The organism is Bacteroides sp. M10, assembly GCF_014334015.1.
Classification (GTDB): Bacteria; Bacteroidota; Bacteroidia; order Bacteroidales; family Bacteroidaceae; genus Bacteroides; species Bacteroides intestinigallinarum.
The window spans coordinates 6,408,902-6,422,277 of sequence record NZ_CP060488.1; the positions used below are offsets into that span (position 1 = coordinate 6,408,902).

The 13,376-nt window shown below is 40.5% G+C and carries 12 protein-coding genes and 1 rRNA gene; 8 read left to right on the top strand and 5 right to left on the bottom strand.

The genetic code is table 11. The features are described from left to right. Positions 1 to 46 precede the first annotated feature (46 nt). Positions 47 to 1,571, bottom strand: a 16S ribosomal RNA gene (locus tag H8796_RS23870). Positions 1,572 to 3,323: 1,752 nt separating this feature from the next. Between H8796_RS23870 and H8796_RS23875 the strand changes: the two genes are divergently transcribed. Next, on the top strand, positions 3,324 to 4,430 hold the full coding sequence (locus H8796_RS23875) for an AAA family ATPase (protein WP_004306902.1): 1,107 nt from the start codon (positions 3,324 to 3,326) through the stop codon (positions 4,428 to 4,430). 263 nt (positions 4,431 to 4,693) lie between these two features. Here H8796_RS23875 and H8796_RS23880 read toward each other — a convergent pair whose 3' ends face one another. After that, positions 4,694 to 4,918, bottom strand: a complete 225-nt coding sequence (locus H8796_RS23880) for a winged helix-turn-helix domain-containing protein (RefSeq protein WP_004296847.1) — start codon at positions 4,916 to 4,918, stop codon at positions 4,694 to 4,696. Positions 4,919 to 5,229: 311 nt separating this feature from the next. Between H8796_RS23880 and H8796_RS23885 the strand changes: the two genes are divergently transcribed. Beyond that, positions 5,230 to 6,087 (top strand): GyrI-like domain-containing protein, encoded by an 858-nt coding sequence (locus H8796_RS23885; protein ID WP_117935249.1) that lies wholly within the window; start codon positions 5,230 to 5,232, stop codon positions 6,085 to 6,087. A gap of 64 nt (positions 6,088 to 6,151) precedes the next feature. Here the strand turns inward: H8796_RS23885 and H8796_RS23890 are convergent, their stop codons facing one another. From H8796_RS23890 to H8796_RS23900, 3 genes are all read right to left on the bottom strand, one after another. Beyond that, positions 6,152 to 6,523 (bottom strand): VOC family protein, encoded by a 372-nt coding sequence (locus tag H8796_RS23890; RefSeq protein WP_004296844.1) that lies wholly within the window; start codon positions 6,521 to 6,523, stop codon positions 6,152 to 6,154. A 94-nt stretch (positions 6,524 to 6,617) separates the two neighbouring features. Continuing rightward, positions 6,618 to 7,421 carry a helix-turn-helix domain-containing protein gene (locus H8796_RS23895; RefSeq protein ID WP_074559089.1) on the bottom strand — a complete coding sequence of 268 codons (804 nt, stop codon included), beginning with the start codon at positions 7,419 to 7,421 and terminating at the stop codon, positions 6,618 to 6,620. Between the two features lie 151 nt (positions 7,422 to 7,572). After that, on the bottom strand, positions 7,573 to 8,442 hold the full coding sequence (locus H8796_RS23900) for a hypothetical protein (RefSeq protein WP_117935251.1): 870 nt from the start codon (positions 8,440 to 8,442) through the stop codon (positions 7,573 to 7,575). 122 nt (positions 8,443 to 8,564) lie between these two features. Here H8796_RS23900 and H8796_RS23905 point away from each other — a divergent pair, with 122 nt between their 5' ends. From H8796_RS23905 to H8796_RS23930, 6 genes are all read left to right on the top strand, one after another. Next, on the top strand, positions 8,565 to 8,891 hold the full coding sequence (locus H8796_RS23905) for a cupin domain-containing protein (RefSeq protein WP_008998716.1): 327 nt from the start codon (positions 8,565 to 8,567) through the stop codon (positions 8,889 to 8,891). Positions 8,892 to 9,202: 311 nt separating this feature from the next. After that, positions 9,203 to 10,141, top strand: a complete 939-nt coding sequence (locus H8796_RS23910) for a DUF1848 domain-containing protein (protein ID WP_117935253.1) — start codon at positions 9,203 to 9,205, stop codon at positions 10,139 to 10,141. Positions 10,142 to 10,513: 372 nt separating this feature from the next. Continuing rightward, the gene (locus tag H8796_RS23915) at positions 10,514 to 11,293 is read left to right on the top strand and encodes an SDR family NAD(P)-dependent oxidoreductase (protein WP_004296838.1); all 780 of its coding nucleotides are present in this window, start codon (positions 10,514 to 10,516) and stop codon (positions 11,291 to 11,293) included. Positions 11,294 to 11,430: 137 nt separating this feature from the next. After that, a complete protein-coding gene (locus tag H8796_RS23920) occupies positions 11,431 to 12,036 on the top strand; it encodes a TetR/AcrR family transcriptional regulator (RefSeq protein ID WP_117935255.1) in 606 nt (201 codons plus the stop codon). 4 nt (positions 12,037 to 12,040) lie between these two features. Further along, positions 12,041 to 12,766: a hypothetical protein gene (locus H8796_RS23925; RefSeq protein ID WP_117935257.1), complete on the top strand. Its 726-nt coding sequence runs from the start codon at positions 12,041 to 12,043 to the stop codon at positions 12,764 to 12,766. Between the two features lie 44 nt (positions 12,767 to 12,810). Continuing rightward, positions 12,811 to 13,341 carry a hypothetical protein gene (locus tag H8796_RS23930; protein WP_117935259.1) on the top strand — a complete coding sequence of 177 codons (531 nt, stop codon included), beginning with the start codon at positions 12,811 to 12,813 and terminating at the stop codon, positions 13,339 to 13,341. The last annotated feature ends 35 nt before the right edge of the window (positions 13,342 to 13,376 follow it).

Here is a 13,376-nt window from a genome sequence, read left to right on the forward strand (position 1 = left end):
TATAAGTGGCTGTCACGTTTAGGTGACAGTTACGACATCGCTCCAGAAAGGAGGTGTTCCAGCCGCACCTTCCGGTACGGCTACCTTGTTACGACTTAGCCCCAATTACCAGTTTTACCCTAGGACGCTCCTTGCGGTTACGTACTTCAGGTACCCCCGGCTTTCATGGCTTGACGGGCGGTGTGTACAAGGCCCGGGAACGTATTCACCGCGCCATGGCTGATGCGCGATTACTAGCGAATCCAGCTTCACGAAGTCGGGTTGCAGACTTCGATCCGAACTGAGAGAGGTTTTTGGGATTAGCATCACGTCGCCGTGTAGCTGCCTTCTGTACCCCCCATTGTAACACGTGTGTAGCCCCGGACGTAAGGGCCGTGCTGATTTGACGTCATCCCCACCTTCCTCACATCTTACGACGGCAGTCTCTCTAGAGTCCTCAGCATGACCTGTTAGTAACTAAAGATAAGGGTTGCGCTCGTTATGGCACTTAAGCCGACACCTCACGGCACGAGCTGACGACAACCATGCAGCACCTTCACAAATGCCTTGCGGCTATATAGTTTCCTACATATTCATTTGCAATTTAAGCCCGGGTAAGGTTCCTCGCGTATCATCGAATTAAACCACATGTTCCTCCGCTTGTGCGGGCCCCCGTCAATTCCTTTGAGTTTCACCGTTGCCGGCGTACTCCCCAGGTGGAATACTTAATGCTTTCGCTTGGCCGCTTACTGTATATCGCAAACAGCGAGTATTCATCGTTTACTGTGTGGACTACCAGGGTATCTAATCCTGTTTGATACCCACACTTTCGAGCATCAGTGTCAGTAACAGTCTAGTGAGCTGCCTTCGCAATCGGAGTTCTTCGTGATATCTAAGCATTTCACCGCTACACCACGAATTCCGCCCACCTCTACTGTACTCAAGACTGCCAGTTTCAACTGCAATTTTACGGTTGAGCCGCAAACTTTCACAACTGACTTAACAATCCACCTACGCTCCCTTTAAACCCAATAAATCCGGATAACGCTCGGATCCTCCGTATTACCGCGGCTGCTGGCACGGAGTTAGCCGATCCTTATTCATATGGTACATACAAAATTCCACACGTGGAAAACTTTATTCCCATATAAAAGAAGTTTACGACCCATAGAGCCTTCATCCTTCACGCTACTTGGCTGGTTCAGGCCTGCGCCCATTGACCAATATTCCTCACTGCTGCCTCCCGTAGGAGTTTGGACCGTGTCTCAGTTCCAATGTGGGGGACCTTCCTCTCAGAACCCCTATCCATCGTAGTCTTGGTGGGCCGTTACCCCGCCAACAAACTAATGGAACGCATCCCCATCGATAACCGAAATTCTTTAATAAAAATATCATGCGATATTCGTATACTATCCGGTATTAATCTTTCTTTCGAAAGGCTATTCCAGAGTTATCGGTAGGTTGGATACGTGTTACTCACCCGTGCGCCGGTCGCCATCTCTTCTATTGCTAGAAGAATGCTGCCCCTCGACTTGCATGTGTTAAGCCTGTAGCTAGCGTTCATCCTGAGCCAGGATCAAACTCTTCATTGTAAAAGTATTTTTTATCATCGGTTAAGATGACTTTTTTGCTCTGTTCAGGACGCCGTAAATTTATTGACCTTATTCAAATACCTATTAGTCTTAACTGTATCGCTACTGAATAAGACAAGTATTGACGGTTCTATTTTTTTACTTGTACTACTTGTATTGTTTATCAATATTTCAAAGAACTTGTTGCTTTCGTTTTAAAAGCGGGTGCAAAGGTAAGGGCTTTATTTTTAACCACCAAACTTTTTCGGAAGTTTTTTTTAGTTTTTCTTTTTACTCAATTTCTCTGGCTCTCTATGCGAAAGGGAAAGAATGTATGAAAGAATAACTCTTGCCAATTTTCTTTGCGAATCGGACTGCAAAGATAAGAACTTTATTTATTATAATCCAAACTTTTTCGGAAGTTTTTTGTTCTTTTCTTTAAGTGGGATTCCGCTTTTCACTAAGTCAATTTTTCAAGGCTTTCTTCTCTTGGAAAGCGGGTGCAAAAGTACGCCCTTTTGGTATACACTCCAAATATATCAAACTATTTTTTCTAATTATTTTTGAATACATTTGCTAAAGTGCTGATGCATAACGATGTTGTAGAACATATTTTTTAAGTATGGGGAAATTGTGTGCGGAAACGACGAGAGGGATACACATTATTATATCACACGCGGGCGCGTAGGTGTGCCGGGAATCAGTTTGCATTAGGGAGCAATTAAAGAATCAGTTCATAAAAATAAGAGGAAAGAAAGATAGATATAAGGATAGTGGTTTTATAGTGGATTCCATTCCTTAGTTTGATTCATTAATATGATACTTGTATGAGAATGATACGTAGAATCTTCACTTTACTGAAAAGGATTTTTCTTTTTCATTTCTCATGTTCTCATAATATACATAATAATCAGCTGTAAATCAAACAGATAATACTATGAGAAATAAAACACAAAAAGGCATTTCTCATAGCTGTTCCGTGATTTAGTCCGTAAAATAGAGCATTTCTCATAGGTTTTAAGCCATTTCTCATCTTATTCTCATACTCCGTCTATACATTTTACTCATTTCTCATACAGTATAATTGTAGTTTTTCCGGACTTTTGCCGGATTTACGATTACCCCTTTCCTTCTTCGGTTTTATTAAGCAACTTCTTGCTATTTACTGCTTTCCTGTATGTTATTCACCTTATACCTTTATGTTTTTCCCTAATCATTGTTATTTCTTCCTACCACTATTCGTATCGTTGCACTCTAGTGAACAGATCGTTGCACTGGAGTGAACGGTTCTATCCACTCTAGTGAACAGACCTTTCCACTCTAGTGGAACGATTCAGATACCGGTAGGAAAACATGAGAATATCTACTCCATACACTTTCATAAACGCTTTATAATATATTATTAATGCATAACTGAATATGTAGCATTGAATCTATTACAATTAATTAGCCTCTTTACCCTACGAAAGATTATGAGAAATGCCTTAAAAAGCTATGAGAAATACTTTGTTTTGTGGACAAAATGCTGGTAATACTATGAGAAATACCCTTTATTCTTTTATTTCTCATAGTGTTATATTACTGATTTGAAGATGGTTATCACATATATTATGAGAACATGAGAAATGAAAATGAAAAATCATTTGCAGGAGCTTTGATATAAATACAGGAAACTATCCACACCTATGTTTTTCGAGAAAATGATAAATCGGTTCAGTTCATATCATAGATTTATTTCGTACCTTTGCCATTCTATTTATATAAAAAGAAAAAATGAGTAAAGAATACACACTCGCAGATTTCACAGATATTTTTGATTACTCCACAGGATGGTTCAGCGACAGTAGCATTTGTAGTCTATTCTATCAGATATTCAAACGATTCCCTTCCATGAAAATGGTAAAATATAAAGTAAACCAGGATTTTCTGAAAGAAATCAAGGAACTTTATCAGCAAGATGACGCGTTCGATATATTCGAGCATGTGTACTGCAATCATTTTGAAAATGAAAAAGAAGAAGAGGAGGAAGAAGAAGATAATACATCTACAAAAGAGTTATACGACTGTATCGTCATCTGCAAAAAGAATTTGATGATCGGCTATTTTGATAATTGCGTAAAGATTGTCTATTCCAATATCGACAAGGAGGAAATCAATCAGATCAATCAGATTTGCGAAAACCACAAGAAGGAAAATGAGAAACTTAACAATCTATTTATAGTAACATACTCTCATAACTACTTCAGCCTAAAACAATCGCAAGTTAATGAACCTGCTATTCAGATTGATCGTCACTATAACGATGATTTTGTTCCCGTAGCTGCCGAGATCGAAAACTTCCTGCTGGAGGACAACAAAAGCGGATTAATCATTTTGCATGGAAAACAGGGTACAGGAAAAACGACTTATATCCGCCACCTTATCAATCTTGGAAAAAAGAGAATGATCTATATGAGTGGAGACCTGGTAGATAAACTTTCGGATCCGAGTTTTATCACTTTCATCCGCCAACAAAAGAATTCTATCTTCATCGTAGAGGATTGCGAAGAACTATTATCAAGCCGCAACGGAGGCAACCGTATGAATGCCGGCTTAGTCAACATACTGAATATTAGCGACGGGCTATTGAGCGATGAATTGTGTATCAAATTTATCTGCACCTTTAATGCTCCATTAAAAGATATCGACGAAGCATTGCTTAGAAAAGGACGTCTGGCTGCCCGGTACGAGTTTAAAGACCTGACTACTGATAAGGTTAATCAACTAATCAAGGAAGAAAGCCTGGATATTCCCGAACAGACACACCCCATGACACTGGCTGAAATCTATAATTACGAAGGAATGGATTTCTCCCAGGGAAGAAAACGGGTAGGATTCTAAAGATATTCTCCGGAATAGAATTGCCAGAGAAAAAACTGGCAATTATTATTGTGAAATACAAGTATATAAATTTTATCTACATCCGGACACGATTCGACATTTTTATACGTTTATTATACGTTAAAAGAGTTGCCCTATTATTGAGCAACTCTTTTAAATATAAAACTTCTTAAGTTCAAACTTAACTTGTGATACCTTATACGGACATATTCTTACTTATAAGTTAACGGAACTTCAAAGATATTCACTCACAAAACCTGCTATTATCCAAAGCTGAAGGGAAAAGCGCTTTCATCAGATAAAGCAATTAATCCATTTTTCCGTTGGATACAAATTTTGTTCTCTCGTGCCAACCAACCGGCGGCCAATGCTGTACTTTCTACGCTTAGGTTTAATCTTCTCGCCAATTCAGGTATTGAAATTTCACCAATTTCTTTCAGGGCATACCAGACCTTTCCGGCATTGTTCCCTACAATTGTTTTATCCATGGCTATTTTTATTAATAATTCGGTTACAATATAATCATTTTAATAATAGTTTATAACAAAACCGGCTTTTTTATTTTAGTTTTTGACATTATTTAAAACAAGAAAATCAATTTCGCAATTAACGGTTAAAAATTTGGTCATGGTTCACACCATAACACCACTGTAAGGTACATTATATATCAAAATAAATTCTCAAAACAGGTATAGGGCAACCATAGAAAGAAAATAGAAAGTTGACATTTCCGCAATATCGGACAAGTCATTTCGCTTTTTTACCAATACCTTTGCGAAGTGAAATACCAAAATTAGTTATGCAACAGAAAAAAACAACGAAAGAGGAATATCAAAAGTGCGTAAATGTTGTAGTGGAATACATCATCCAACATTTAGGAGAAGATATTGATTTAAAATCTCTGGCCAGAATTTCAAACTTTTCTCCTTTTTACTTTCACCGAATCATGAAAGCTTTTCTCGGTGAACCGATTGGTACGTTTATTGTCCGGACGCGGACAGAAGCTGCCGCACGCCTACTCCGCTACTCGGATATTCCGATTGCTGACATCGCCTACCGGATTGGTTACGCATCCCCTTCTTCATTATCGAAAGTGTTCAAGCAATTTTATGGCATTTCACCTTTAGAATATAGAAACAATAAAAACTTTGTAATTATGAAACCAGCGATTATCAGGCCAGACCTGGAACTAAAAAAAGAGATCAGAAATGTCTCGGAACGGAATGTGATTTATATCCGCCTTACAGGCGACTACAAACTGAATGATTATGGTGGCACTTGGAGCCGTTTATTCCAATTCATCAAAGAACAAAAACTGCCGATGGGAGATTTCAGCCCGCTTTGCATCTACCACGATGATCCGAAAGTGACGCCAGCCGAGAAACTGCGTACAGACGTATGCATGGTAATGCCTGTAAAGGTTGCCCCCAAAAGTGATGTAGGATTCAAGGTTATCCCAGCCGGACGTTATGCTATTTTCCTTTATAAAGGGCCGTATGACAATCTGCAAGCTGTATACGATACGATTTACGGAAAGTATCTGCCCGAAATGGAATGTACGATACGTGATGAAGCCAGTGCTGAACGCTATCTAAACAATCCATGTGACACTCCCCCCGAAGAGTTGTTGACGGAGATCTATATTCCAGTAGAATAATCCGGATAAGGAGACGAAGGAACAGCAGTCACTTTCAGACAGGCTGTTCCCTCTTCCCTACCTGTTATTTTTCAGCATAGACGCCAATCCTGTTTCCTTCACTATCCGTGAATACGGCAAACCATCCTTTATCGTCTGCCTCAATCTTTGTTTTGGGAATGACAACTTTCCCTCCTTTCAGAAGCACTTTTTCCAATGTTTGTTCAATATCCTCACAGTTGAAATGGATAAGTACGCCATGCGTTGAAGGAAGAAAGTCGAAATTTGAAGCATAAGAAATAGCACCGACAGTTTCACCTTCTTCCGTGAAACAAGCCATTTTCTCTGTTTCACATTCAAAAGTCGGAAGTTGCACACCCAACACAGTTTCATAAAAATCGACAGCCCGACGGAAATCGGTAGCAGGAATCTCAAAAAATGCAATTAATTTTTTCATCTCGTTTCTTTTTTATGGTTACTACTAAGCCTTTGCAAAGACATTGCAAAAGTAGGGTAACACGAGGAAGCCCGATAGGAAAAAAGAGACATCTTTAGAGTTCAGAGAAATAATCGGAATAAGGGGCGCATACAGAAAGATACTCCGCAGGGGTATAACCGGAAAAGAGTTTGAATTCCTTTATCATGTGAGACTGATCGGAAAAGCCACATTCATAAGCCACTTGTACAAAAGGAATCGTAGCATCCTGTTGCAGCATGGATAACGCGCGCTGCATACGGATAATACGAATAAATTCCTTGGGAGTAGTGCCGACATAATCGGCGAAGATACGCCCAAACTGCTTACTGCTCAAACAGGCTGTTTCCGACAAATGAGAAATATTGATTTGCGGCCGGAGGTTTATTTCATGAAAGACAGCAGACATCCGCTTGAGATTATACTCGGGAAGAGTGTATAAACGACGAAGAAAAAACCGCTCTATCAACCGAATACAAACTGCATTATCAGAAGTATCCGTGACCTGTTTCACTAAATCCGACAGTTCTACATCTTCCATCGCATCGGTATCTACAGTCTGCCCGCGGAACAGATGACTGGGTATGTGAAACAATGCTTTTACCGCATAAGGCTGAAAAACAACAGTAATCATCTCTATCCTGCCTGTAGACATCACATCCGAGAAACCGACCGATTGTCCGGAAATAAAGGATTGGGGTTGCAGCTCCGACTCGCCCAACAAAAGAAGTTGTTTCCCTTTATGGAATACCAGTTGCATACAGCCAATAGGCAGAGTCCGTTCGGAGACAGGAGCTATTGAGTCGTCTTGCAATATCCAGTAATGCCGTATATAGGGAGCCAGGGCAAAACAGGGTTTTATCAATTGAAATGATTGCATATAACAAAGATATTATTTCTTAATCCAAATGCAAAAGTAAAACTCCTGTTTAAAAGGGGATAGTAAAAAAAGGACTTCTTTACTTAATTAAAAAAGCATCCTCTGCTTGAAGAAGCATGATTGCAACTCATTCAAACAGAGGAAGAATTCTTTAGATAACGGAAAGTCCATATTCGTAGGCTTCCGACATCGCATTGTAATCTGCATCGGAATATGCGCCTTTATCTCTTGCTTTCTGCATATCTTTCATAAACGATTCCACAGAAGACAGGAAGCTATAATAATTCTTTTGCTCTTCATCATAGCCTGTGACAGCAGGAAGTTTCTTTGCAGCTTCGAGTTCTTTCTTCAATTCTGCCATCTTCACATCAATGCGAGCACCCTCCAGTACATGTTTGCGGGAATAAAGATTCATTATGCTTTGCACAGTGCCGGACATCTTACGCATAGCCATGATTTGATCTTTCAACGGTTCGTCGGCAAGAAGTTCTTTTTCAGCCTGTTCCGTGAGAGGGCTTAGAATATCAAAAATCACTTGTTTATATTCGGACATTTCTACACTTAGCCGATAGTTTTCATCCAAGAGCTTGCCAGCCTTGGCTGTCTCTTTGGCCTGCTTGTAAGAGAGAAACTTATTAAAATTATCATAGAATTGCGCCCGTGCACTGAAAAGTCCTCTATAACTCTGCTTCAGATTCTGACGGACTTGTATATTAAAGTAATCTCCCGGATCCATCAATTCCGCAGTGTCTCTGGCAGATACTTCAGGCGGTGCTATCGGAGATACTTCAGGAACTTTTCCTGTCTGTTCCATATATCCCAAGACCGCATTTACGTCTTTTGCATTAGCTACATGCCTCAACACGATGAGCGATGTATGATAATAGTTTATCACTTTACTGGCATTATCCAATTCCTCCGGAGTGACGGAGGACGCAGCCTGTTTCTTGTTTCCTCCCGAACAGGAAACCATTAAGAAAGCACCTATCAGTGCTCCAAACAATAAGATATTCTTCTTCATAATAATGGTTAGTTTATTGAGTCTTTCGTACTATAACAATAAAAATCGTTTTTTGTTATAGACAAACAATGCATATTCGAAAAGTGTTCTCTATATGATATTAACTTAAAAATAAAACAAATATGGAACAATCATTTCAAAAAGGAGTTGTGCTCCATTTGGCTTCTCTCATTGAATATACTGAAGGAGGCGTTATCAGCAAACAGTTAATCAAAAGTCCGGCAGGAAATATCACTTTATTTTCTTTCGACAAAGGAGAAGGGTTAAGCGAACATCGTGCCCCGTTTGATGCGCTCGTGCAGGTATTGGAAGGGGTAGCGAATATTACCGTAAACGGAACTCTGTTCACCGTAAAAGCAGGAGAAAGTATCGTATTTCCGGCGAATGCGCCGCATGCCCTTACAGCAGTGGAGAGATTTAAGATGCTGTTGACTATGATTAAGGAATAAACAATCATAGTGTATAAAAACAAAAAATGGCTACTCATCACGAGCAACCAATCTTTTGTTAACCTTAAATCTAATACTTATGAAAAAAACACTGTACAAAGGTACCATATTTCAGGTAAATAGCAAATTTTAGAGCCTAAACAGTCCATATTATAACAGGGTTTAATACTCTGGAAAGCGTATTAACATTTCAGACTTCACACGTTAACATTTAACATATTCATTCACACAAGTTACTTCTTGGGTAAGTAAGAATACAAAAAAGGGGGAATCATTGAAACAACATCGTCTTTTTTTTGTAACTTTGAACTATGATAATCAGTGCCAGCCGCCAGACAGATATTCCGGCATTCTATTCCCAGTGGTTTTTCAACCGGATTAAAGAAGGATATGTATTAGTGCCCAATCCATATCATCCGAAAATGATTAGCAAGGTCTCTCTATCTCCTGCTGTAGTAGATTGCTTTGTTTTCTGGACCAAGAACCCGGCACCTATGCTCAACCAACTGGAGAAATTGCAGGATTACAACTATTACTTCCAATTTACACTTAACCCCTACGGAGAAAAGCTGGAAAATCATTTGCCCTCCATCGATAAACGAATGGATACCTTTAAAAAGCTGGCTGATAAAATCGGCAGGGAAAGGGTGATCTGGAGATATGATCCGATACTGACGAACGAGGAATATAATGTTTCTTTCCACCAGGAAGCATTTGCCCGGATTGCCGACGGACTCAAAGACCACACTGCCAAATGTATGCTGGGATTCATAGATCATTACCAGCATATCCGGAACTCTGTACGGTTATTCAACATCCATCCGCTGACTCAAGAGGAAATAGAAGAAATGGCTGTCTCCTTTAAAAAAACAATCGACGTTTATCCCGACATACAGCTGGATACTTGTACTGTAAAAGTGGATTTAAGACATTTAGGTATTCCGAGTGGCCTGTGTATTGATAAGGATCTGATAGAAAAGATCATCGGTTATCCTATCCTCGCCCAAAAGGATAAAAACCAGCGTAACATCTGCAACTGCATTGAAAGCATTGATATCGGAACTTATGAAAGTTGCCTGAACGGATGTATTTATTGTTATGCCATCAAAGGCAATTATAACACGGCAGTATATAATAGGAGGAAACATGATAAAAACTCACCGCTACTCATCGGCCATTTATCCGAAGATGATATCGTAAAGGAACGGGAGATGAAAAGCCTGCGGGATAACCAATATTCGTTGTTTTAATCTCTTCGGTCTGCAGTTGGCTTACAGGCATAAAAAAAGGCTATCTATCCCAGACAGCCAATCTTTTGTTAACCTTAAATCTAATACTATGAAAAACACAGTACAAAGATACGGACTTTTCGGTTATCTCCAAATTTTGAGGCCAAAGCAGCGTATCTTATAACATGGTTTAATAGAATCAGAGCCGTATTAACAAATGAGCGGCCAGGCATTAACATTTAACAGTTTTCTTAAATAATCAGAGCGTAAAACTGGAAAAGATGCAAAAGTTTTCGAATCGAACACCTTATCTTATTAAAGAGAGTTTATGAGGGCTAACAAATTCCTCTGCCAGCTGTTTCTAATAAAAGGTAACCATCAAATTCCCATTATATGAACAGATTCGAAAATAAAGTAGTTGTCATCACCGGTGCCGCCGGTGGTATCGGCGAAGCAACCACACGCCGCATTGTCTCCGAAGGAGGCAAAGTAGTCATCGCTGACCATTCCGAGAAAAGAGCGGAGCAGCTTGCCAACGAACTCACGCACGCAGGGGCTGACGTGCGTCATGTCTATTTCTCCGCCACCGAACTCCAGAGTTGCAAAGAGTTGATTGATTTTTCCATGAATGAATATCAAAGAATAGACGTACTGATTAATAATGTAGGAGGAACTGATCCCAAACGTGACCTTAGCATCGAAAAGCTGGACATCAACTACTTTGACGAAGCATTCCACCTGAATCTCTGCTGCACGATGTATCTTTCCCAACAGGTCATTCCTATCATGACTGCCAATGGCGGCGGAAACATTGTCAACGTAGCTTCCATAAGCGGACTTACGGCTGATGCCAACGGTACTTTATACGGCGCCAGCAAAGCGGGTGTCATCAACCTGACGAAATATATCGCTACTCAAATGGGAAAGAAAAACATCCGTTGCAACGCCGTAGCTCCGGGACTGGTACTTACTCCCGCTGCATTGGACAACCTGAATGAGGATGTACGTAATATCTTCCTCGGTCAATGTGCCACTCCTTATTTGGGAGAACCGGAGGATGTTGCAGCTACCATCGCTTTTCTGGCTTCGAACGATGCCAGATACATCACCGGACAAACGATTGTGGTGGATGGCGGACTGACCGTTCATAATCCGACAGTGGCGTTATCATAAAATGACCGGATAACGTATTATCGGTAAAGATGATAGGTTATTAACCGGCAACCATTACAAAAAATAATCTCTTTTTCCTTGATGTTACCGATAGGAAACATATCTTTGTGACCAGTCAGTAACAAAAGTATCAAAGTATGGAAAAAGAGATTACTAAAAACAGACAGGCTACGGAAATGACCCTGATTAAAGCCGTCAACGACATCATTGAAGAAAGCGGCTTCGAGGGGTTGGGCATCAATGCGGTAGCAGCCAAGGCCAAAGTTTCAAAAATGCTTATCTACCGTTATTTCAATTCGCTGGATGGACTGATAGCAGCCTACATTCAGCAGAACGACTATTGGATTAATTTCGATGAAGAGTTACCGGATCAGGCTCATTTAGCCACATTTATCAAGCAGATATTCAAAAGACAAATTATGCGGTTACGGGAGAATTATACATTGAAACGCCTGTATCGCTGGGAACTGACAACGGACAATAAGTTTGTGAAAGAGTTGCGCAACAAACGGGAAGAGAAAGGAATCTGGCTGGTAGAGGCAGTCAGCAAACTTTCAAAACATCCGAAAAAAGAGATTGCCGCTATGGCTTCCATCATCACCGCAGCCATCAGTTATCTGGCATTGCTCGAAGAAAACTGCCCGGTCTACAACGGCCTCAAGATTCAGCAGGAAAGCGGCTGGGAGGAATTGGAAGAAGGCATCAATCTATTAGTAGACCTCTGGTTACAAAAACAACTCTAATCAAATGAATAAAATGACAATAATGGGAATATGGTTTCTTTCTCTATTGATAAATAGTGGATGCAACCGGGATTTAGTAGAATACGACAGTAACGATCTTAAAATATCTATTGAAAAAGGGGAAGAGTGGTTGCATAATTTTCCTTTGTTTCTAGGCATCAACATCAAAAATCCGCCCCAGATTGCAATCTGGACTGAAGACATGGAAGGGAATTATCTGTCCACCGTGTATGTGACACACAAAATAGCCACTCAATCCTGGCAAGCCTCCGGCGGTAACCGCCGAAAGGAAGCGCTGCCGCATTGGTGTTATCAGCGGGGAATCCAATATGAAGACGGGTTATATCTTCCTAGCAAAAAGGAACCGTTGACGGACGGTATCAGCGGAGCTACTCCGAAAGGTAGTTTTAATGTGAAGATGTCGCCAACCGGAAAACAGAAGAAGTTTATAGTCAAAATTGAAATCAATCATTCTACAGATTTCAATGATGCATATCCGAAATCGGCCAAAGAAGGAGACGCCAATTACTCCGGTGGAAAAGAAGGGAGCGGACAGCCTGCCCTTGTCTACGCAGCAGAAGTGGATTTGACTTCCGGCAAGAAAGAATTTACAGCCAAACTGATCGGACACAGTAGCCCGGATGGAAGTAATGGAGGTCTTAGCAAAGATACTTCTTCACTCACAACTGCATTGCATATCGTTAAAAGTATAAACGTGTATGTGCAATAGTAGTAGCTAACCATCGTATTATCAGACTCTATCCTTACATCATTATGAAGAAATTTATATTCATCTTTGCGCTGCTATCTTTCATCACTGTATGTGCCGACGGACAAACAGACAGCAGACGTCTCTCTTACACTACATATATCGGAACAGGTTTTTCTATGAATCAGCCTTCTTACACGCCTTTCAACTGGCAAATCGTCAGTCATTACCACATCAGTCAACGGTTTGCCATCGGTACGGGCAGCGGACTTTCTGTTTATGAGAAGTTGCTCATTCCGCTTTATGCCAGTGCGCAATTTTATATAACGAAGCCCAGGAGACTGACTCCTTATCTGGAATGTCATATCGGTGGGTCTTTTGCCACAGACAGAGAAGCAAACGGAGGCTTTTACCTCTCTCCTTCCATCGGTGCACAATTCAAAGTCAACCGGAAAATTAAACTGAATTTGATGGCAGGTTATGAACTCCAGAAACTGGAACGGACAAAGAAACAGGAAGATCCGTATTTCCATACGACGTTTAAGGAAGAATTGTCGCACCATTCCATTACGCTGAAAATCGGCTTGACTTATTGAGGTAAGTATAATAAGAGATAAGGAATTTGCCATTA